The following is a 21,820-nucleotide window of genomic DNA, read 5'->3' on the forward strand; positions in this document are numbered from 1 at the left end:
AGGAGCGGTGGGTCACGCCTTCAGGCGGTGGGTTACGACTTTCCGCCGCCCGCGAGCTTCCACTCCCGGTGCAGCGCCCCGAGCGGGATGTCCCGGTGGAACACGGGCGTGCCGAAGATCGTCAGCTGGAGCCGCAGGGTGCCCCTGAGATCGACACCGCCGTACACGGCCCAGGAACCCTTGGTGCTGAACACCGGGCCGGTGCCGGTGACCTTGGCGTTGCCCTCGCTGCGGACGTAGGGCGCCAGGTCGGCTATGACGCCGACGCTGCCGTACAGGCCGACCGTGGCCTGGGCGCCGAGGGCCGCCTGCACGCTGCCCGCGGTGGTGACGGAGGTGTGTACCGGGGTGCTCTTCATGTTCGAGGAGCTGACCGGGGTCCAGCCCTTGCCCAGGCCGAAGGTGCCGCCCGCCTTGAAGTCGCCCTTCAGGTTCTGCTCCACGTCGACGGTGATCTTGCCGTCGCCGCTGATCTGGACGTAGCAGGTCAGGTCCAGGTTGACCACGACGGGCACGGGCCCGACCTGGAGCACCGGATCGGCGTGCAGGGTGGCGAAGGGGATCCGCACCGGGGTGGCGGAGCCCTTCACACGGCCTTTGAGCGACCAGTCCGAGGACCACTTGCCGGACACGCCCAGGTAGGCCGAGGCGGGCGCGGCCTTGGCGCCCTCGCCGCCGTAGCGGAAGTCGACCTGTGGGGCGACCTGCACAAAGCCGGAGACGGAGGCGGCCGCCGACGCGGACTTGTTGCCGACGGTCGGCAGCTCGGCGCGCACGTCCAGCCGCAGGCTGCCGAGCGGAACCGTCGCTCCCTTGGGGCCGACGTGCACGTCACCCGTCCGCTTCCAGGAGACGTGGACGTCGGGCAGCAGGGTGTCGATGTCGAAGGCGGCCGGGTCGACCGGCACGCTGCCCTTCGCGGTCTTGTTGCGGAGCAGGGCGTTGAGCTGGGCGGGCTCGGTCTGCACCTCGGTGCCCTTGTCCGTCTCGCCGATCACCTTCGTGACCTCGGCGAGCAGCCCTTCCGGCGCACCGGGCGCGGGAGCGCTGGCGATGACGTCGCCGACGGCGGTGCGGTGCGGGGCCGCCGAGGTGCTGGCGGAGGGGGACGCGGGAGAGGCGGAGGACGCGGAGGCCTCGGGGGAGGTGGGGGACGGCGAGTTCGGCGGGGCGGAACTCGGCGTCCCCGGATCGTCGTTGGAGGAGGAGGGGGAGGAGGCGGTGGAGGAGATGACGGCGCGTCGGGTCTTGGCGTCGTACGAGGCGACGTCGAGCTCGGTCCGGTGGGCCTCGCCGCCGGAACTGCCCGGGTGGGCCGCTGCGGTGGGAGTGTCCGCGGGAGCGGCGGCCACGGTGAGCGAACGGTCGGCGGAGGAGGCAGAGGTGTCCGCTTCGGTCTGCCGGGCGGAGGGTGAGGCGGGTGGTTCGGCCTGTGGCGGGGGAGAGGAGCAGCCCGCGGCGAGGAGGAGGGCGGATGCGGCTATGGCGGGCATGAGGGCACGGGAATGCCTCGTGCGTCTGCGCAAGGTCGGTCCTGAGGGGTGGGGGTTCCGAAAGGGAAACCGGCTGGGCATGCGGTGCTGCTGGGCATGCGTTGCTACTGGCCGGTAATGGCCATGAGCATGCCATGGGTGCCACACCGGAGCTTCACGATTCGCCCACACTCCGATGTGACGCGCGCCACAGTTCGCGCCGTGCCTTTCAGGGGCCCTCAGTCACCCACCGGCGCCTGGGTCCGCGGCTCGGGCAGCGGCTCCGCCGTGCCGCCGCCGGGGGCCGTCCGGCGGCGCGCCCACCGAGCCGCCAGCGGCTCCGTCCAGCGCGCGGTGAGCGGGCCGAGGACCACCAGGATCAGCACGTACGCCGTCGCCAGCGGTCCCAGGGACGGCTCGATTCCGGCGGTGACCGCCAGTCCGGCGATGACGATCGAGAACTCCCCGCGCGCCACCAGCGCACCGCCCGCACGCCAGCGCCCCTTGACCGAGATCCCGGCCCGCCGGGCCGCCCAGTAGCCGGTGGCGATCTTCGTCGCGGCGGTGACGACCGCCAGCGCGAGGGCGGGCAGCAGGACGGGCGGGATGCTCGCCGGGTCGGTGTGCAGCCCGAAGAAGACGAAGAAGATCGCCGCGAACAGGTCCCGCAGCGGGCTCAGCAGCGTGTGCGCGCCCTCCGCCGCTTCCCCGGACAGCGCGATGCCCACCAGGAACGCCCCCACGGCCGCCGACACCTGGAGCTGCTGCGCCACACCGGCGACCAGGATCGTCAGCCCCAGCACGACGAGCAGCAGCTTCTCCGGGTCGTCGCTCGACACGAAACGGGAGATGACCCGGCCGTGCCGCACCGCCACGAACAGCACGAGCCCCGCGACGCCCAGCGCGATCGCCAGGGTCAGACTGCCGGCCGCCAGCCCGACCCCGGCCACCAGGGCGGTGACGATGGGCAGGTAGACCGCCATGGCCAGGTCCTCGAGGACCAGCACGCTGAGGATCACCGGGGTCTCCCGGTTGCCGACCCGGCCCAGGTCGCCCAGCACCTTGGCGATCACCCCGGACGAGGAGATCCAGGTGACGCCCGCGAGCACCACGGCCGCCACCGGCCCCCAGCCCAGCAGCAGCGCGGCGAGAGCGCCCGGCACGGCGTTGAGGGCGCAGTCGACGAGCCCGGCCGGATAGTGGGCCTTGAGGTTGGAGACCAGATCGCTCGCCGTGTACTCCAGGCCGAGCATCAGCAGCAACAGGATGACGCCGATCTCGGCGCCGATGGCGATGAACTCCTCGCTCGCGCCGAGCGGCAGCAGCCCGCCCTTGCCGAAGGCCAGACCGGCCAGCAGATACAGCGGGATCGGCGAGAACTGGAAACGGGCGGCGAACCGGCCGAGCAGGCCGAGGCCCAGGATGACGGAACCGAACTCGATCAGCAGGACTGCGGAGTGCACGTGTATCACTCCCGTCCGAGTATCGCCGCGGCCGCGTCCACGCCTTCGCGGGTGCCGATGACGATGAGGGTGTCGCCGCCCGCGAGCCGGAAGTCCGGCGCCGGCGACGGAATCGCCTCGGCCCGCCGCAGCACCGCCACGATCGAGGCACCGGTCTCCGTGCGCATCCGGGTGTCGCCCAGCAGCCGCCCGTTCCAGCGCGAGGCCGCCGCCACCTCGATGCGCTCGGCGACCAGCCCCAGGTCCGTGGTGTAGAGCAGGCTCGCGCTGTGATGGGACGGCATCAGCGCGTCGATCAGCGCGCCCGCCTCGGCGCCGGTCAGCCGCAGGGAGTGGGCGCAGGAGTCGGGGTCGTCGGCCCGGTACAGGCCGACGGTCCGGGTGCCGTCGCGGTGCGCCACCACGGACAGGTGGCGCTGCTCCCGCGTCACGAGGTCGTACTGGACTCCGATGCCTGGCAGCGGCGTCGTTCGGAGGCGTGGAGCAGACACGTTTCTTCCCCTTGCTGGTCGGGTGCCCGGAGCTGCCATGCTGCCATCCGCCCGTACGGTGGCGACATGGGTGTCGTGACGGATGGACAGGGTCGGCGTCGGACGGAGAGGCTGGTCACGGCGGTACGAGTCGCAGGGGGAAGTGCCGGAAGTGCCGGAAGTGCCGGAAGCGCCGGAAGCGCCGGAAGGGTCGGAAGGGTCGGCAGAGGAGGAGCCGCGCGCGTGTCGCTGTTCTGGCGGATCTTCGTCCTCGACGCCGTCGCCCTGATCGTGGCGGCCGCGCTGCTGCTGGGCCCGGTCACCGTCTCCACGGCCATACCGCCGGGCGAGGTGCTCGTCGTGGTGGCCGGTCTGGCCGCGCTGCTGACGGTCAACGCGGTCGTGCTGCGCGTCGGCCTGGCCCCGCTGACCGAGGAGACGGAACTCGTGCTCTACCGCGTGGCCCAGGAAGCCCTCACCAACACCGCCCGCCACTCCGGCGCCGACCGCGCCGAACTCCGCCTGCGCCCGGTAGCCGACGGCGTCGAACTCCTCGTCCGGGACAACGGCAGCGGCCTGGGCGCGGGGGCGGGGAGGAAACTCGGCATGCGCGACCGTCTGGAACTCACCCGCTACGCGATCCGCGCGGGCCTCATCGACCCGTGAGGACCTGCCCGGCGGCGCGCGCCGGCCGGGCCTCGCGCGCGGAGCGGCGGCGGGCGTGCTTCGGGGAGCGCCTACCCTTGAGCCATGACCAGCAGCAGCGACCGGAGCCTCGCAGTGGACGTTCACACCCCCAAGAGCTACGAAATCCGCACTTACGGGTGCCAGATGAACGTCCATGACTCCGAGCGGTTGTCCGGGCTGCTCGAAGAGGCCGGGTACGTGCGCGCCCCCGAAGGGGCGGACGGCGACGCGGACGTCGTCGTCTTCAACACCTGCGCGGTCCGTGAGAACGCCGACAACCGGCTCTACGGCAACCTCGGCCGGCTTGCCCCGATGAAGACGAAGCGTCCCGGGATGCAGATCGCGGTCGGCGGCTGCCTCGCGCAGAAGGACCGCGACACCATCGTGAAGAAGGCGCCCTGGGTGGACGTCGTCTTCGGCACGCACAACATCGGCAAGCTCCCGGTCCTGCTGGAACGCGCGCGCGTGCAGGAAGAGGCCCAGGTCGAGATCGCCGAGTCGCTCGAGGCGTTCCCCTCCACCCTGCCGACGCGGCGCGAGAGCGCCTACGCGGCCTGGGTGTCGATCTCCGTCGGCTGCAACAACACGTGCACCTTCTGCATCGTCCCGGCCCTGCGCGGCAAGGAGAAGGACCGCCGCACCGGCGACATCCTCGCCGAGATCGAGGCGCTGGTCGGCGAGGGCGTCTCCGAGATCACGCTGCTCGGCCAGAACGTCAACGCCTACGGCTCCGACATCGGCGACCGCGAGGCCTTCGGCAAGCTGCTGCGCGCGTGCGGCGCGATCGAGGGCCTGGAGCGCGTCCGCTTCACCTCCCCGCACCCGCGCGACTTCACCGACGACGTCATCGCCGCCATGGCCGAGACGCCCAACGTGATGCCGCAGCTCCACATGCCCCTCCAGTCCGGCTCGGACACGGTCCTGAAGGCGATGCGCCGGTCGTACCGGCAGGAGCGCTACCTCGGGATCATCGAGAAGGTGCGGGCCGCCATCCCGCACGCGGCGATCACCACCGACATCATCGTGGGCTTCCCCGGCGAGACCGAGGAGGACTTCGAGGAGACCCTCCACGCGGTCCGCGAGGCCCGGTTCGCGCAGGCGTTCACGTTCCAGTACTCCAAGCGGCCCGGCACCCCGGCCGCGACCATGGAGGACCAGATCCCCAAGGAGGTCGTGCAGGCGCGCTACGAGCGTCTCGTCGCCCTTCAGGAGGAGATCTCCTGGGAGGAGAACAAGAAGCAGGTCGGCCGCACCCTGGAGCTGATGGTGGCCGAGGGCGAGGGCCGCAAGGACGGCGCCACCCACCGCCTCTCCGGCCGCGCCCCCGACAACCGCCTGGTGCACTTCACCAAGCCGGACCAGGAGGTGCGCCCCGGCGACGTCGTGACCGTCGAGGTGACGTACGCCGCCCCGCACCACCTCCTCGCCGAGGGCCCCACCCTGGACGTGCGCCGCACGCGCGCGGGGGACGCCTGGGAGAAGCGCACCGCGGAGAAGGCGGCGAAGCCGGCCGGCGTCCTGCTCGGCCTCCCCAAGATCGGCGTGCCCGCACCGCTCCCGGTGGCCACGGGCAGCGGCTGCGGCCGCGACTGACGGCCGTCACGGCGCAGCGACAGCCTGACGGCCGACGCGACGCCCGGGCGGGTGCCCGTGGATTTCGTACGGGGCTACCCTGCCGGTCATGCTTGTCGCCGCCGCAGTCTGCCCCTGTCCGCCCCTTCTCGTGCCGGAGGTGGCCGCGGGCGCCGCTCCCGAGCTGGACGCGGCGCGTACCGCCTGCTCCGCCGCGCTGGGCGTGCTGACGGCTGCCCGGCCGGACCGGCTGGTGGTCGTCGGGCCCGCCGGGCAGGCCGGGCGCGGCCCGTACCCGGAGGGCACGCGGGGCGCGTTCCACGGCTTCGGAGTGGACCTCGCCGTACGGCTGGGCCGCGGCGGCGCGGACGCGCCGTCCGACCGCGCACTGCCGCCGTCCCTCGCCGTCGGCGCCTGGCTGCTGGAGCGGGCCGGGTGGTCGGCCGCCCCGGTCGAGGGACTCGGCGTGGGGGAACCGCTCACGGCCGAGCGCTGCGGCGAGGCCGGACAGGAGATCGGCGCGGCGGCGGGACGGGTGGCGCTGCTGGTGATGGGCGACGCCAGTGCGTGCCGGACGCTGAAGGCGCCGGGCTATCTCGACGAGCGCGCGGCACCGTTCGACGCGGCGGTCGCACGGGCCCTCGGCACGGCGGACGTGGCGGCTCTCAGGGCGCTGGACGCGCGACTGGCGTACGAACTCAAGGCTTCGGGCCGGGCGCCCTGGCAGGTGCTCGCGGGCGCCGCCGAGGACGCCGGGCTGACGGGCGCGCTGCTGTACGAGGACGCGCCGTACGGCGTGGGGTACGTGGTCGCGACCTGGTCGTAGCGGTCCTGGCCGGAGGGCGACGGAGACCTTGGCCGCGGGGCGCGGAACGGCGGACGGTCGCGGGCGTCTTGGCTCCGCGGCCGTCCGCCGATCCACGCGCGGTCAGGAAGCCGGCGGGGGCGGGCTCGGCGGGGTGAACGTGTCGCCGTCGCCCGCCGCGGGCTCGTCGCCGTCCTTGTGCGCGAGCTTGTCCATGGCGCCCTTGGCCTTACCGGTGCCCGTCTGGATCTTGTCGCTGTACTTGCCCTTGGTCTTCTCGTCGACGACCTTCGCGGCCTTGTCGAGACCGTGGTGGACCTTGTCCCCGTGCTGATGCGCGAGGTCCGAGACCTTGCTCTTGGCCGGGGCGAGTCTGGCCTTCAAATTGTCCAAAAGACCCATGGGGCACCTTCCTCGCGGGTTCGAGCGGGTTCCTACGTGCGGGCGCTCTCGCCGGCGTCGCTGTCGGCGGCCTCCTCGGCGGACTGCTGCCGGGGGATCTCGACGCCGTCGGCGGCGGCCGGCTCCGTTGCCGTCCCCGTCGCCTTCCGCGTCTCGTTCCGCGTCTCCTTCTGCGCGGCATCGCCGGCTTCGGTCGCCTCCTGCGAGGCCTCCGCTGCCTGGTCCACCTGTTCCACCTCGGCGCCGTCCTCCGGCGTACCGGCCGATGCCTCGGCGGCGATCGTCGTCTCCTCCGTCGCCGGCTCCTCCGTGACCTTGGACCTCCGGAAAAGTCGCGCCAAAACGCTCATATCCACTCCATACGGTACTCGTGCGGGCGAAATCCCGCGTCGGCCGGTGCGTCCGATTGCGCCACCGGGGATCGCCGCCCCTGCGCAGGGTGACGGGAATCTCGCAACGGGCAACGACGTCGGAGCGGCACCGTCACGTAACTCGTTCGAGGGTGGGGGTCGACGTTTGCGAGACTGGTGCCGTGAGCAGCCCACCCCCCACCCCCCGCGTCATCGCCGTCGTCGGACCGACCGCGGCCGGAAAGTCCGATCTGGGCGTCTTCCTGGCCCAACGGCTCGGCGGCGAGGTCGTCAACGCCGACTCCATGCAGCTCTACCGAGGGATGGACATCGGCACCGCCAAACTGACGCCCGAGGAACGCGGCGGCGTCCCGCACCACCTCCTGGACGTCTGGGACGTCACGGTCACCGCCTCCGTGGCCGAGTACCAGAGGATGGCGCGCGCCCGGATCGACGCCCTGCTCGCCGAGGGCCGCTGGCCGGTTCTCGTCGGCGGCTCCGGGCTGTACGTCCGCGGCGCCGTCGACAACCTGGAGTTCCCCGGCACCGACCCCGAGGTCCGCGCCCGGCTCGAGGAGGAGCTCACGCTGCGCGGATCAGGCGCACTGCACGCCCGGCTGGCCGCCGCCGACCCCGAGGCGGCGCACGCGATCCTGCCCGGCAACGGCCGCCGGATCGTCCGGGCCCTCGAGGTGATCGAGATCACCGGCAAGCCCTTCACCGCCAACCTGCCCGGCCACGACTCCGTCTACGACACCGTCCAGATCGGGGTCGACGTGGCGCGCCCCGAACTCGACGAGCGCATCGCCCGCCGCGTCGACCGGATGTGGGACGCAGGGCTCGTGGACGAGGTCCGCGCGCTGGAGGCGCAAGGCCTGCGCGAAGGGCGTACGGCTTCGCGCGCGCTCGGCTACCAGCAGATCCTCAGGGCTCTGACCGGCGAGTGCACCGAGGACGTGGCGCGCGCCGAGACCGTGCGTGCCACCAAGCGCTTCGCGCGCCGTCAGGATTCGTGGTTCAGGCGCGATCCGCGGGTGCACTGGTTGAGCGGGGCCGCGGCTGATCTCGGAGAACTTCCGGAGCTCGCGCTGGCGTTGGTGGAACGACCGGTCACAGCCTGATCACGTCATGGCATCGGGACGCCCAGGCCGTCATCCGGTTCTCCGGTGCCGTGCCATCATCGAGCTTCGATCGAGCAAGTGGAGTCCGAGTTGGGAGGGCGCGTGGCGATGGAGGCCGGCCCTCGCGACACCGCACAAGGCACGGAGCACCGCACCACCGGGCGTGGTGAACCGGAGCCCGAGGAGAGCCGTCTGAGCCCCGACGGCCCGGACGTGGACGACACCCAGGGCGGCGTGACCGACGACGGTCCCGAGCCCGAGGAGATGTTCGCGGGCGGCCCCGAGGTCGAGGTCGAGCTGCGCCCGCAGCGCCGGCTGCGGATCTGGCAGCTCGCGCCCACCGTGTGCCTCGCCGCGCTCGGCTCCCTGATGTTCGCCTTCCCGCTCGCCTTCGACTTCGGCGACAGCGGGGCCATGATCGCCATGCTCGGCCTGCTGATCTGCTTCTGCGCGGCCGGCTGGGGAATGACGGCCGCCCGCCGCGTCGGTTACACGTGGCCCGGCCTGCCCGAGCGCGGCTCCGGGCGCCGACCCGACTGGCGGGTCGCCCTCGCCTACCTCGTGATGGTCGCGGCGGTGGTGGCCCTGGCCGTCTGGCGGGTCGCCCGGCTGCGCTGACCGCCCCGCGCGCCCACCCCGTACGATCGGGGAATGAGCACGCGGATCGCCTTCCTCAAGGGGCACGGCACCGAGAACGACTTCGTGATCGTCCCGGACCCCGACAACACCATCGACTTTCCCCCGGCCGTCGTCGCCGCCCTGTGCGACCGTCGCGCGGGCATCGGCGGTGACGGTCTGCTGCACGTCGTGCGGTCCGCCGCGCACCCCGAGGCGAAGGGCATGGCGGCCGAGGCGGAGTGGTTCATGGACTACCGCAACGGTGACGGCTCCGTCGCCGAGATGTGCGGCAACGGCGTCCGCGTCTTCGCCCGCTACCTCCAGCGGGCCGGGCTCATCACCGAGGGGGACCTCGCCGTCGCCACGCGCGGGGGCGTCAAGAGCGTGCACATCGCCAAGGACGGGGACGTCACCGTCGGCATGGGCAAGGCCCGCCTCCCCGAAGGGGACGTCACGGTGCGCGTCGGTGAGCGCAGCTGGCCCGCGCGGAACGTCAACATGGGCAACCCGCACGCCGTCGCCTTCGTGGACGACCTCGCCCACGCGGGCGACCTGTTCGCCCCGCCGCCCTTCAGCCCCGCAGCCGCCTACCCGGACGGGGTCAACGTCGAGTTCGTCGTGGACCGCGGCCCCCGGCACGTCGCCCTGCGCGTGCACGAGCGCGGGTCCGGCGAGACCCGCTCGTGCGGCACGGGCGCGTGCGCCGTCGCCGTGGCGGCCGCGCGCCGGGACGGCATCGACCCGGCGGTCACCGGGACGCCGGCCACGTACACCGTCGACCTCCCCGGCGGACGCCTGCTGATCACCGAGCGGCCCGACGGCGAGATCGAGATGACCGGGCCCGCAGTGATCGTCGCCACAGGAGAGATCGATCCCGAGTGGCTGGAAACCGCCGCCCGCTGATTCCGTCGAGGCTTGGCATCGGAGGTCGGAACGGCCCGCAGGTGCAGGCGAGCATGCCCCGGGGGCCGGTGGTGGGATCGAATGCGCGACCGGCTTCAGCTCTGGCGGCTCAAAACCGTAAACCTCCCGTCTGTCGCTCGAATGGGTGATCCGTTTCACGCTCGGCGAGAGGCGGTCGGTCGCGCGTGATGGGCTCGGTAGCATCAAGCACCGGCCCGGACGGGGGACCGATCACCAGTCCCCTGAGCCGTGTCCGCCCTGGGACACCCCGTCCGCCGGTCCACGCAGCCGGAGGTGCCCATGAGTGCGGAGGCCACGAACCCTGCGACCCCAGGCCCGGTAGTGCCTGCAGCGCCCCGCAGGCGCAGCCGTCCCCGGATCGATCTGCGCCGCCTGGGCCGGGCCGCTCTGCTGGGCCCCGCCTCCCGCGGCCGGCTGCCCGACGCGATCGGCCATGTGGTCGAGGCCCACCGCGCCCACCACCCCGACGCCGACCTGGAACCGCTGCACCGCGCCTACGTGCTGGCCGAGTCCTCGCACCGCGGCCAGATGCGCAAGAGCGGCGAGCCCTACATCACCCACCCGCTCGCCGTGACCCTGATCCTCGCCGAACTCGGCGCGGAGACAACGACCTTGACGGCCTCTCTGCTCCACGACACCGTCGAGGACACCGAGGTGACGCTCGATCAGGTCGGCGAGCAGTTCGGCGCCGAGGTGCGCTATCTGGTCGACGGCGTCACGAAGTTGGAGAAGGTCGACTACGGCGCGGCCGCCGAGCCCGAGACCTTCCGCAAGATGCTCGTCGCCACCGGCAGCGACGTCCGCGTCATGTCGATCAAACTCGCCGACCGGCTGCACAACATGCGCACCCTGGGCGTGATGCGCCCCGAGAAGCAGGAGCGCATCGCCAAGGTGACCCGGGAGATCCTCATCCCGCTCGCCGAACGCCTCGGCGTACAGGCCCTCAAGACCGAGCTGGAAGATCTCGTCTTCGCGATCCTGCACCCCGAGGAGTACGAGCACACCCGCGAGCTGATCATCGACAACGCCTCCCGCGCGGACGATCCCCTCGCCGAGTTCTCCGAGGCGATGCGCACGGTCCTGCGCGACGCCGGCATCCAGGCCGAAGTCCTCATCCGGCCACGCCACTTCGTCTCCGTGCACCGCGCGTCCCGCAAACGCGGCCGTATGCGGGGCGCCGACTTCGGCCGGCTGCTGGTGCTGGTGAACGAGGACGCAGACTGCTATGCCGTCCTGGGTGAACTGCACACCTGCATGACGCCGGTCGTCTCGGAGTTCAAGGACTTCATCGCCGTCCCGAAGTTCAACCTGTACCAGTCGCTGCACACCGCGGTAGCCCGCGAGGACGGCCAGGTCGCCGAAGTCCTCATCCGTACGCACCAGATGCACAAGGTCGCCGAGGCCGGTGTCGTCGCGCTCGGCAATCCCTACACGGCTCCGGCCGAGGAGCAGACCCGCGAGGGAGCCCCCGCCGACGGGGAACGCGTCGACCCCACCCGGCCCGGCTGGCTCTCCCGCCTCCTCGACTGGCAGGAGGCCGCACCCGATCCCGACACCTTCTGGTCCACCCTGCGCGAGGACCTCGCCCAGGACCGCGAGATCACCGTCTTCCGCCCCGACGGCGGCACGCTCGGCCTGCCCGACGGGGCGACCTGTGTCGACGCCGCGTACGAGCAGTACGGCGAGGACGCCCACGCCTGCATCGGCGCCCGCGTGAACGGCCGCCTGGCGACCCTCAGCACCGTTCTGAGGGACGGCGACACCGTCCAGCTCCTCATGGGGCAGGACCCCGCCTCGGAGCCGTCCAGGGAGTGGCTGGAGCACGCCCACACCCCCGCCGCCCGGATCGCCATCCAACGGTGGCTGGCGACGCACCCGGCCCCGGCCGAGCACTCCGTACCGGAAGAGGGCTCCGCACCGGAAGGGAGCCCCGTACCGGAAGAGGGCTCCGGGGCCGCCCCCGCACGGACCGCGGCCGACGCGGCCACCACCGACGCGCCCGCCGCGCGGCCCGGCGCCGCGATCACCGTCGTCGACCGGCCCGACGCGAGCGTCCGGCTCGCCGGGTGCTGTACGCCCGTACCGCTCGACGAGGTCACCGGTTTCGCCGTGCGCGGGGGAGTGGTGACCGTGCACCGCGCGGAGTGCGCCGCCGTGGCGCGCATGGCGAACGCGGGGCGCGACGAGGTCGACGTGCGCTGGGGCGACACCACCGGATGCCGGGTCACCCTGGTCGCCGAATCGTTCGGCCGCCCCCACCTCCTCGCGGACCTCACCGAGGCCATGGCCCTGGAGGGCGCCGAGATCGTCTCCGCGACCGTCGAGCCCCCGACCCAGCAGCGCGTACGCCACACGTACACCGTCCAACTCCCGGACGCGGCCCACCTGCCCACCCTCATCCGCGCCATGCGGAACGTGCCCGGGGTGTACGACGTGGACCGCGCGCAGCACCACGCCTCGTCCTCCTCAGGGACGACGTAGGGCATCGGCCACAGGGCCAAGGGGACGGCGGCACGGGTCATCCCCACGCGCGCGGGCGTGAGTTGCGCGCCGGTTCGCGCTCCCGAGCGTCTGCCCACGCGCGCGTGAGCAACTCGTTCGGGTGGGCCGGGCGCGCGTCGCCCACGCGGCACCCGTGCGCGCTGGTAGCCGTGGTGCATGCTGCTCACCCCCCGCGCCCGAACGCCCCGAGCCCCTTCCTCCCGCCCCGGCACCTCCCGTCGGCTGAAGTCCGCGCTGCTCGCCTCGGCCGTCTCCGTCTGCCTGGTCGCCGCGAGTGCCCCGGTTGCCCCGCTCGGCGTCGGCGACCGCCTCTTCCCGGAGCTGGGCAACCCCGGGTACGACGTCGCGTCCTACGACCTGTCCTTCACCTATCCCGGCGTCAACGGCAAGCCCCTCCAGGCGGTCACCACCATCGACGCCTGGACCACGACCGCCCTGGACCGGATCAACCTCGACTTCGCCCACGGCAAGGTCGACTCGGTCGAGGTCGACGGCGAACCCGCCGCGTTCGCCAGTGCCGGCGACGACCTGGTGGTCACCCCGGAGGACGCGCTGACCCGGGGCAGCTGGATGCGGATCACCGTGCGGCACACCAGCGACCCCGTGAGCCCCGCCGACCGGGACGGCGGCTGGGTCAGGACCAAGGACGGCCTCGCCATGGCCAACCAGGCGGACGCCGCGCACCTGGTCTTCCCGTGCAACGACCATCCGTCCGACAAGGCGATGTTCACCATCCGGATCACCGCGCCCAACGACTACACGGCCGTCGCCAACGGGCTGCCGGCCGGCGTCGACCGGGTCGGCCGGTCGACCACCTGGACGTACCGCACCCAGCACCCCATGGCCACCGAGCTCGCCCAGGTGTCCATCGGCCGGTCCACCGTCGTGCACCGCAACGGGCCGCACGCACTGCCCGTACGGGACGTCGTCCCCACCAAGGACCGCGCACTCCTCGAACCGTGGCTGAAGAAGACCCCCGACCAGATCGCCTGGATGGAGGGCAAGGTCGGCCCCTACCCGTTCGAGACGTACGGCGTGCTCATGGCCGAGGCCTCCACCGGGTTCGAACTCGAGACGCAGACCCTCTCTCTCTTCGAGAGAGACCTGTTCACCGAGCCCGGCTACCCCGCCTGGTACATCGAGTCGATCATGGTGCACGAGCTGTCGCACCAGTGGTTCGGCGACAGCGTCAGCCCGCGCACCTGGTCCGACCTGTGGCTCAACGAGGGACACGCCACCTGGTACGAGGCGCTGTACGCGCAGGAGAAGGCGGGCCGCACCCTTGAGGCGCGCATGAAGGCGGCGTACGGCGCCTCCGACCGCTGGCGCGCCGCTGGCGGGCCGCCGGCGCTGCCCAAGGCGCCCCAGCCCGGCCAGAAGATCAGCATCTTCCGCCCCAACGTCTACGACGGCGCGGCCCTAGTCCTCTATGCCCTGCGCCAGGAGATCGGCCGGCCCGCGTTCGAGCACCTGGAGCGGGCGTGGGTGCACGACCACCGGGACTCCACGGCGACCACGGCCGACTTCGAGCGCCTCGCCGAGGACGTCTCCGGACACGATCTCGCCCGGTTCTTCAAGGACTGGCTGTACGGCGAGAAGACCCCGCCGATGCCCGGCCACCCGGACTGGAAGTCGGCGGCGCCGGTCGCGAAATAAGACCATGACGAGACGGGCCGTACCGTGCGACCATCGTGAGGTCGGCGCGGCACGGGACCCGGGAATCTCCCGGGGCGCTCGTACGTTGAATGTGACGAAGACCGCCGAATCGGCATCCCCAACGACGTAAGGACCCAATGACCTCCTCTTCTTCCCCTTCCCAGGACGCCCAGCGCATTGCGCACGCCTACCCCGAAGGTCTTCGGGCCGATGCCCTGATGGAAGAGGACGTCGCCTGGAGCCACGACATCGACGGAGAGCGGGACGGCGACCAGTTCGACCGCTCCGAGCGCGCGGCACTGCGCCGCGTGGCGGGCCTCTCCACCGAGCTGGAGGACGTCACCGAGGTCGAGTACCGCCAGCTCCGTCTGGAGCGGGTCGTCCTCGTCGGCGTCTGGACCACGGGGACCGCACAGGACGCCGACAACTCCCTCGCGGAGCTGGCCGCCCTCGCGGAGACCGCGGGAGCGCTCGTCCTCGACGGTGTCATCCAGCGCCGCGACAAGCCCGACGCGGCCACTTACATCGGCTCCGGCAAGGCCGAAGAACTGCGGGACATCGTCCTCGAGACGGGCGCGGACACCGTCATCTGCGACGGTGAGCTCAGCCCGGGCCAGCTGATCCACCTCGAGGACGTCGTCAAGGTCAAGGTCATCGACCGGACGGCCCTGATCCTCGACATCTTCGCCCAGCACGCCAAGTCCCGGGAGGGCAAGGCGCAGGTCGCGCTCGCGCAGATGCAGTACATGCTGCCGAGGCTGCGCGGCTGGGGTCAGTCGCTGTCCCGTCAGATGGGCGGCGGCAAGGGCGGCGGCCTCGCCACCCGTGGTCCCGGTGAGACCAAGATCGAGACGGACCGGCGGCGGATCCGCGAGAAGATGGCGAAGATGCGCCGGGAGATCGCGGACATGAAGACCGGCCGCGAGATCAAGCGCCAGGAACGCAAGCGCCACAAGGTGCCGTCCGTCGCCATCGCGGGCTACACCAACGCCGGCAAGTCGTCCCTGCTCAACCGCCTCACGGGCGCGGGCGTCCTGGTCGAGAACTCCCTGTTCGCGACCCTGGACCCGACCGTGCGCCGGGCGGAGACGCCCAGCGGCCGCCTGTACACGCTGGCGGACACGGTCGGTTTCGTCCGGCACCTGCCGCACCACCTGGTCGAGGCGTTCCGCTCCACCATGGAGGAGGTCGGCGAGTCCGACCTGATCCTGCACGTGGTGGACGGCTCGCACCCGAACCCGGAGGAGCAGTTGGCCGCCGTGCGCGAGGTGATCCGGGACGTCGGCGCCACCGGCGTGCCCGAGATCGTCGTGATCAACAAGGCGGACGCGGCCGACCCGCTGACACTCCAGCGGCTCATGCGGATCGAGACGCGTTCCATCGCGGTCTCGGCCCGCACCGGCCTGGGCATCGCCGAACTGCTCGCGCTGATCGACGACGAGCTGCCGCGGCCGTCGGTCGAGATCGAGGCGCTCGTGCCGTACACCCACGGCAAGCTGGTCGCCCGTGCCCACTCCGACGGCGAGGTGATCTCCGAGGAGCACACCCCGGAGGGCACCCTGCTCAAGGCGCGGGTACACGAGGAACTGGCGGCAGACCTCGCCCCGTACGTACCGGCGCCGGCCGCCTGAGCCGTCGCGGCCCTCTGACGGCTGAACGCCCGAAGGCCCGCTCCCTGCCTGGTCCGCAGGGGGCGGGCCTTCGGCGTGTACGGCTCACCCGCCGCCGTAGGTCCTGCTCATGTTCTGGTACAGAATCTCGGCCTCCTGGCCGAGCTGCGGGCCCGCCAGCCAGGTGTCGTCGGCCGGGCCGATCGAGGTGTTGGAGACCGGCTTGGTCCTGCCGTCCAGCACCCGGAACCAGCCGCCGCCGGAGGAACCGCCGGTCATCGTGCAGCCGATGCGGTACATCGCCGGCAGCGAGGTGTTCAGCGAGAGCCGCCCGGGCCGGTCGAGGCACTTGAACATCCTCAGCCCGTTGCAGGGCGGGGCCGCCGGGCAGCCCCAGGCGCCCATCGAGGCGACCTCGGTCGCGGACGGCGCGGAGAAGTCCACGTCCAGCGCCGCGCCGACCGTCTCCTCCAGCGACTTGGAGCCCTGTTCCAGCGTCACATGCAGGACGGCGTAGTCGTAGGCGGCACCCGCGCCGCCCGTCTCCGCGCCGCCCGCGATCCACTCGTCCGAGGTCGACGCCCAGTCCGCCCACGACTTGCCGTAGGGGGAGATCTCCGCCGCTGTGGCGTCGCCGAGCTGCGCCTCGCTCTTGCCGAGGTCGTGGATCGTCGCAGCATGGGAAGAGGCATGACCGTCCGGCCGTCATGTCATGCGACTGTCAGGGGGGTGTCGAGTCGGCACCACGACCACCCGCAGGCAACACCCCACTTTGCCCGGGGAATTCGGGACGAACGGCGGTGGGACGGTGAGGTTCCCGTCAGGCACCCCACCGCCGATCCGGCTACTGACCGGCGAACTTGTCGCTCACCGAGTCGTACACACCCTTGGCCACATCACCCAGTCGCGGACCCGCGAGCCACCCCGAGTCCACCGGGCCGATCGAGGTGTTGGACACCAGCGCGGGCTTTCCGTCCGACCCGGCCGCGACCCAGCCGCCGCCCGACGAACCGCCGGTCATCGTGCAGCCGATGCGGTACATCGTCGGATCCGCCGAGTCGAGCGAGAACCGCCCCGGCTTGTCCTGGCACTGGTAGAGCTTCTGCCCGTCGTACGGCGCCGCCGCCGGGTAACCGGTCGCGGTGATGCTGCTGACCTTCGGCACGGCAGGGGCCTTGAAGTCCACCGGCAGTGCCGAACCGACCGTCTCCTCAAGGGACTTGCCGGAACCGCCCTCCTCCGGCGTCACATGGATGACGGCGTAGTCGTACGAGGCGCCGTCGCCGCCGGTCTGTCCGCCCTGCGCGATCCACTGGTCCGAGGTCTTCGTCCAGTCGCCCCACCAGACCCCGTACGGAGCGGCCTGCTCCTTGGTGGCCGTCTGCAACTGTTCGGCCGACAGTCCCTGGTCGTTGTACGACGGCACGAACGCGATGTTGCGGTACCAGCCGCCGCCCTTGCCGGCGTGCACGCAGTGGCCCGCCGTCCACACCAGGTTGGACTTGCCGGGGTGGGCCGGGTCCTGAACGACCGTCGCCGAGCAGACCATCGTGCCCTCGGGGGAGTCGAAGAACACCTTGCCCGCCTCGGGGGCGTTGGCGTGGTACTTCGTCGGCACGGCCTTCGCGTCCACCGCCTCCGGCGTCGGGTCGGTCACACCCTGGTCACCGGAGAGGTCGCTGTCGTCTACGCCCCGGTCCGGGTCCTCGGCCTGCCGCATCCGCTCCGGGTCCCACAGCCCCTTGATGATCGGGTTGACGTAGTCCTGCGCCTCGCGCAGCCAGTCGTCCTTGTCCCAGTTCTTCCAGGCGCCGTTCTTCCACTTGTCGAGGTCGATGCCGTGCTCTTTGAGCTGTTCCTTGATGTCGTCCGGGATGGTGATCTTTCCGTCGCCGGCGGCCGACGCCGACGCGCTGGCCTTGCTGTCCGCGTTGGTGTCGCCCGAATCGCAGGCGGTCGCGGTGAGGGCGAGCACCGAGGCGAGGGCCACGGCGCCCAGCACGGGGGCGTTTCTGCGGCGCGCGTTCCTCCCCCGACGAGCGGTGAACGACGGCCGTGTGGATCGCATGGTCTGAACTCCCCCTGCTGTGAACGAACGTGAAACACCGGCCGTTCCCCCGGAGCGGAACTCATCGTGCTCTCATGGCGAGTTCAAGCGGGTCTCACGGCCTGGTGCGATGCCACCACACGATATGCCGTCGCCGTGGGGGACTTCTGGCGGAACGGCAACTGTTCGGTCACAGCAACGATCTTGAGGCAACCCGTAACCAGGAAGACCGCCCGGGGTTGGTAGCGGTGGGGAGTCCGCTGTCCGCGCCCGGACTCCTGAACTGCGGGAGGACGGGGAGCCGTGGCCGTGACCGAACCAGTGCCCGAGGAGACCCCCTCGGGGCGTGCCACCGGAACTTCCCCCGCAGGAACCGCTGCCGTTCTGAAGTCGCCGGGCGAGCGACCGGCGCACGAGGGCATCCTGCGGCGTCAGTCGGCACGCGAGTCGGCGGCGCGCACATACGCGCGTGCCCTCCCGATCGTGCCGGTACGGGCACGCGGGCTGACCATCGAGGGCGCGGACGGCCGCCGCTACCTCGACTGCCTCTCGGGCGCCGGCACCCTCGCGCTCGGCCACAACCACCCCGTCGTGCTGGAGGCCATCCGCAAGGTCCTCGACTCGGGCGCGCCGCTGCACGTCCTCGATCTCGCCACCCCCGTCAAGGACGCCTTCATCACCGAACTGTTCCGCACCCTGCCGCCCGGTCTCGCCGACCACGCACGCGTGCAGTTCTGCGGACCGGCCGGCACGGACGCCGTGGAGGCCGCCCTCAAACTGGTCCGCGCCGCCACCGGCCGCACCGGCGTCCTGGCCTTCACCGGCGCCTACCACGGGATGACGGCCGGCTCCCTCGAAGCGTCCGGCGGCGCCTTCGACGTACGGGTGGCCCGCCTGCCCTATCCGCAGGACTACCGCTGTCCGTTCGGCGTCGGCGGCGAACGCGGCGCCGAACTCGCCGCCCGCTGGACCGAGTCCGTCCTCGACGATCCCAAGTCGGGCGTACGCCGGCCCGCCGGGATGATCCTCGAACCCGTCCAGGGCGAGGGCGGTGTCATCCCCGCGCCGGACGCCTGGATGCGCCGTATGCGGCAGATCACGGCCGACCGCTCGATCCCGCTGATCGCCGACGAGGTCCAGACGGGCGTCGGCCGCACCGGTGCCTTCTGGGCGGTGGAGCACAGTGGGGTCACCCCTGACGTGATGGTCCTGTCCAAGGCCATCGGGGGCAGCCTGCCGCTCGCCGTCGTCGTCTACCGCGACGACCTCGACGTCTGGGAACCCGGCGCCCACGCGGGCACGTTCCGCGGCAACCAACTCGCCATGGCCGCCGGCACGGCCACCCTCGCCTACGTCCGCGAGAACGGCCTCGCCGAACGCGCGGCCACGCTGGGCGCCCGCATGCTGGGCCGACTCCGCAGCCTCGCCCAGGACTTCCCCTGCATGGGCGACGTGCGGGGGCGCGGGCTGATGATCGGGGTCGAGCTGGTGGACCCCGAAGGGGGAAGCGGGCACGGGGAGATCGGGCACGCGGGGATCGGGCACGGTGGGATCGGGCACGGTGAGAACGACGCTCCGCTGGTCGCCGCTCAAGCCGGTGACGGGTTCGACGCGTTCACCGACGGTGCTGGTGCGGAGGCTGGAGCTGGCGGTAGTGCTGGCGGCGATGCCGATGTCGCCACGCCCCGCGCGACACCGCGCTCGACACCTGCGCACGGCCCCTTCCCTGCCGCCCCCGCGCTGGCCGCCGCCGTCCAGCGGGAGTGCCTGCGGCGCGGCCTGATCGTCGAACTCGGCGGGCGCCACGCCAGCGTCGTACGGCTGCTTCCCCCCTTGACCATCACCGACGAGCAGGCCGCCGCGGTACTCGACCGACTGGCGGACGCGCTGGCGGCGGTGTCCCGCGCCCAGGTCAGCGGTACGGGCGGCGGTACGGGCGGCGGTACGGGTCGCGGGGACCACGCCCGGTCGAACCGGCCGGACCGAACCCGTCGGCCGCCTGGGCCGGTCCCGCGCCAGGGTGACCCCGCTGACCGGGCGGGGTAGCCCGGGCGACCGCTGCCGAACCCGTGCCACTGCCTGCTCGCGGCCGGCCCCACCACGTCACGAGGAACGACCTTGACCACCTCCCCTCAGCCCGCCGACTCCGACGCCGCCACGCCTTCGGTCCCGGTCCCCCGACAGCAGGGCGAGGCCCCCCACGCCTCCCACGCCCCCCAAGCCGAACCGCCGCACCACTCCGCTGCCGCCGATCTCCTGGACCATCCCGATCCATACACGGCGGCCCAGGCCGCGGCCGTGGAGAACCTGCTGCGCTGCTGGGTACGCGAGGCGAACCTGCCCGCCCCCGGCGACGGCACCCTCCACGTGCCGCTGCCCGCCAGCGGCACCGCCCTGCTCACCCCCGTCCACTACTGGTCCCCGACGGGCTGCCATCGCTTCGGCCTCCCGCGCCTGGCCGGCGCTCCCGAGCAAGCCCCACCCGCGGACGCCGTCACGGTCGCGGCCCTGCTGGCCCGCGAGGCACCCCCGGCCACCACACACGGCAGCACCGTCACCACCGGCACCACCGGCACCACCGGCACCACCGTCACCACCGGCACCAACGGGACGGCCGTCACCACCGGCCCGACCGCGACCGCCGAACCGGGCCCCGCCCCCGTGAACGGCGACGGCATCGACCTGGTGGCACGCGTCGCCGACTCGGTCCGCCGTACCGCCGACTTCATCGCCGAGCGCCGCGAACGCCCGGCCGACGGACCCGACCTGGACCTGTTCCTGTCGGCCGAACAGGCACTGCTGCTCGGACACCCGCTGCACCCCACCCCGAAGAGCCGCGAAGGTCTCTCGGACGCTGAAGCACGGCTCTACTCACCCGAGTTGCGTGGGTCCTTCCCCCTCCACTGGCTGGCTGTCGCTCCTTCCCTGCTCGCCACTGACTCCGCCTGGACCGAGAGCGGCCGTACCGTCCCCGCCGAGCGGCTGACCGCCGCACTCGCCGGCCCCGACCTGCGACTGCCCGACGGCTACGCCGCCCTGCCGTTGCACCCCTGGCAACTGAGCGAGGCCCGGCACCGCCCCGACGTTGCGGCCCTGCTCGACGCCGGGCTGCTCCGCGACCTCGGCGCACACGGCTCGCCCTGGTGTCCCACCTCCTCCGTACGCACCGTCCACCAGTCCGGCGCCCCGGCGATGCTCAAGCTCTCGCTCGGCCTGCGCATCACCAACTCCCGTCGCGACAACCTCCGCAAGGAGCTCCATCGCGGGGTCGAGGTGCACCGCCTGCTGCGCGCCGGCCTGTCCGAGCGGTGGCGGGCGGCCCACCCGGGCTTCGACATCGTCCGGGATCCGGCCTGGCTCGCGGTCGACGCAGCGGACGGCCTCCCGCTGACGGGCCTCGACGTGGTGATCCGCCACAACCCGTTCGCCCCGGCGGACGACGTCTCCTGCATCGCCGGCCTCGTCGCCCCTCGGCCCGACTCGCGTACCGCCCACCGCTCCCGGCTGGCCTCGATCGTCAGGCGCCTCTCCGTACGGACCGGTCGCCGGCCCGGGGCGGTCGCCGCCGAGTGGTTCCTGCGGTATCTGGAGCAGGTCGTCCGGCCCGTCCTGTGGCTCGACGGTGAGGCGGGCATCGCCCTGGAGGCGCACCAGCAGAACACGCTCCTCCTGCTGGACCCCGACGGCTGGCCCATGGGCGGCCGCTACCGCGACAACCAGGGCTACTACTTCCGCGAGTCCAGCCGCGCGGACCTCGAAGCCCGACTGCCTGGTATCGGCGAGCGCAGCGACACCTTCGTCGCCGACGAGGTCACCGACGAGCGCTTCGCCTACTACCTGGGGATCAACAACGTGCTCGGACTCATCGGCGCGTTCGGCTCCCAACGGCTCGCCGACGAACGCCTGCTGCTCGCCGCCTTCCGGCGCTTCCTCGCCGACGCCGCCTCCGGACCCGCCCGTATGCGCAGTTCGCTGCCCTCCCGTCTCCTCGACTCGCCCTCCCTGCGCTGCAAGGCCAACCTGCTCACCCGGATGCACGGCCTCGACGAACTCGTCGGCCCGGTGGACACCCAGTCCGTCTACGTGACCATCGCCAACCCCCTGCGTTCCTGAGCCGTCCG

At 72.2% G+C, this 21,820-nt stretch carries 17 protein-coding genes and 1 pseudogene; 11 read left to right on the forward strand and 7 right to left on the reverse strand.

The features are described 5' to 3' along the window. Positions 1 to 32: 32 nt before the first annotated feature. From OG352_RS31710 to OG352_RS31720, 3 genes are all read right to left on the reverse strand, one after another. On the reverse strand, positions 33 to 1,493 hold the full coding sequence (locus OG352_RS31710; RefSeq protein WP_329221640.1) for a hypothetical protein: 1,461 nt from the start codon (positions 1,491 to 1,493) through the stop codon (positions 33 to 35). Between the two features lie 218 nt (positions 1,494 to 1,711). Then, positions 1,712 to 2,935 carry a cation:proton antiporter gene (locus OG352_RS31715; protein WP_329221641.1) on the reverse strand — a complete coding sequence of 408 codons (1,224 nt, stop codon included), beginning with the start codon at positions 2,933 to 2,935 and terminating at the stop codon, positions 1,712 to 1,714. A gap of 5 nt (positions 2,936 to 2,940) precedes the next feature. Next, complete coding sequence (locus OG352_RS31720; RefSeq protein WP_329221642.1) at positions 2,941 to 3,426, reverse strand: cation:proton antiporter regulatory subunit; 486 nt, start codon at positions 3,424 to 3,426, stop codon at positions 2,941 to 2,943. 222 nt (positions 3,427 to 3,648) lie between these two features. Here OG352_RS31720 and OG352_RS31725 point away from each other — a divergent pair, with 222 nt between their 5' ends. The 3 genes from OG352_RS31725 (at position 3,649) to OG352_RS31735 (ending at position 6,490) form a co-directional block, all read left to right on the forward strand. Then, positions 3,649 to 4,071 (forward strand): ATP-binding protein, encoded by a 423-nt coding sequence (locus OG352_RS31725; protein WP_329221644.1) that lies wholly within the window; start codon positions 3,649 to 3,651, stop codon positions 4,069 to 4,071. Positions 4,072 to 4,155: 84 nt separating this feature from the next. After that, complete coding sequence (gene miaB / locus OG352_RS31730) at positions 4,156 to 5,685, forward strand: tRNA (N6-isopentenyl adenosine(37)-C2)-methylthiotransferase MiaB (protein WP_329221646.1); 1,530 nt, start codon at positions 4,156 to 4,158, stop codon at positions 5,683 to 5,685. 88 nt (positions 5,686 to 5,773) lie between these two features. Next, positions 5,774 to 6,490, forward strand: a complete 717-nt coding sequence (locus OG352_RS31735) for a class III extradiol dioxygenase subunit B-like domain-containing protein (RefSeq protein WP_329221647.1) — start codon at positions 5,774 to 5,776, stop codon at positions 6,488 to 6,490. A gap of 102 nt (positions 6,491 to 6,592) precedes the next feature. On the opposite strand, the gene OG352_RS31740 is transcribed toward OG352_RS31735, so the two are convergent. Together OG352_RS31740 and OG352_RS31745 are read right to left on the reverse strand one after the other, a co-directional pair. Beyond that, positions 6,593 to 6,871 (reverse strand): antitoxin, encoded by a 279-nt coding sequence (locus tag OG352_RS31740; protein ID WP_329221649.1) that lies wholly within the window; start codon positions 6,869 to 6,871, stop codon positions 6,593 to 6,595. Between the two features lie 32 nt (positions 6,872 to 6,903). Next, on the reverse strand, positions 6,904 to 7,221 hold the full coding sequence (locus OG352_RS31745; RefSeq protein WP_329221650.1) for a hypothetical protein: 318 nt from the start codon (positions 7,219 to 7,221) through the stop codon (positions 6,904 to 6,906). 182 nt (positions 7,222 to 7,403) lie between these two features. Between OG352_RS31745 and miaA the strand changes: the two genes are divergently transcribed. The 6 genes from miaA (at position 7,404) to hflX (ending at position 15,673) form a co-directional block, all read left to right on the forward strand. Then, positions 7,404 to 8,342: a tRNA (adenosine(37)-N6)-dimethylallyltransferase MiaA gene (gene miaA / locus OG352_RS31750; RefSeq protein ID WP_329221651.1), complete on the forward strand. Its 939-nt coding sequence runs from the start codon at positions 7,404 to 7,406 to the stop codon at positions 8,340 to 8,342. Between the two features lie 108 nt (positions 8,343 to 8,450). After that, positions 8,451 to 8,960, forward strand: coding sequence for a hypothetical protein (locus OG352_RS31755; protein ID WP_329224036.1), 510 nt, complete (start codon positions 8,451 to 8,453; stop codon positions 8,958 to 8,960). Positions 8,961 to 8,993: 33 nt separating this feature from the next. Next, positions 8,994 to 9,863 (forward strand): diaminopimelate epimerase, encoded by an 870-nt coding sequence (gene dapF, locus OG352_RS31760; RefSeq protein ID WP_329221652.1) that lies wholly within the window; start codon positions 8,994 to 8,996, stop codon positions 9,861 to 9,863. 300 nt (positions 9,864 to 10,163) lie between these two features. Then, positions 10,164 to 12,365 carry a RelA/SpoT family protein gene (locus OG352_RS31765; protein ID WP_329221653.1) on the forward strand — a complete coding sequence of 734 codons (2,202 nt, stop codon included), beginning with the start codon at positions 10,164 to 10,166 and terminating at the stop codon, positions 12,363 to 12,365. Positions 12,366 to 12,542: 177 nt separating this feature from the next. After that, positions 12,543 to 14,042, forward strand: coding sequence for a M1 family metallopeptidase (locus OG352_RS31770; protein WP_329221654.1), 1,500 nt, complete (start codon positions 12,543 to 12,545; stop codon positions 14,040 to 14,042). A 137-nt stretch (positions 14,043 to 14,179) separates the two neighbouring features. Continuing rightward, positions 14,180 to 15,673: a GTPase HflX gene (hflX, locus tag OG352_RS31775; RefSeq protein ID WP_329221655.1), complete on the forward strand. Its 1,494-nt coding sequence runs from the start codon at positions 14,180 to 14,182 to the stop codon at positions 15,671 to 15,673. Between the two features lie 84 nt (positions 15,674 to 15,757). Here hflX and OG352_RS31780 read toward each other — a convergent pair. After that, positions 15,758 to 16,318: pseudogene (locus OG352_RS31780) on the reverse strand (hypothetical protein); the annotation flags it as partial. Positions 16,319 to 16,496: 178 nt separating this feature from the next. Further along, on the reverse strand, positions 16,497 to 17,720 hold the full coding sequence (locus OG352_RS31785) for a trypsin-like serine peptidase (protein WP_329221657.1): 1,224 nt from the start codon (positions 17,718 to 17,720) through the stop codon (positions 16,497 to 16,499). A gap of 363 nt (positions 17,721 to 18,083) precedes the next feature. On the opposite strand from OG352_RS31785, the gene OG352_RS31790 reads away from it, so the two are divergent. Then, the gene (locus tag OG352_RS31790; RefSeq protein WP_329224037.1) at positions 18,084 to 19,745 is read left to right on the forward strand and encodes a diaminobutyrate--2-oxoglutarate transaminase family protein; all 1,662 of its coding nucleotides are present in this window, start codon (positions 18,084 to 18,086) and stop codon (positions 19,743 to 19,745) included. A 72-nt stretch (positions 19,746 to 19,817) separates the two neighbouring features. Further along, the gene (locus OG352_RS31795) at positions 19,818 to 21,812 is read left to right on the forward strand and encodes an IucA/IucC family protein (RefSeq protein WP_443072399.1); all 1,995 of its coding nucleotides are present in this window, start codon (positions 19,818 to 19,820) and stop codon (positions 21,810 to 21,812) included. Positions 21,813 to 21,820 lie beyond the last annotated feature (8 nt).

Source organism: Streptomyces sp. NBC_01485 (genome assembly GCF_036227125.1).
Taxonomy (GTDB): domain Bacteria; phylum Actinomycetota; class Actinomycetes; order Streptomycetales; family Streptomycetaceae; genus Streptomyces.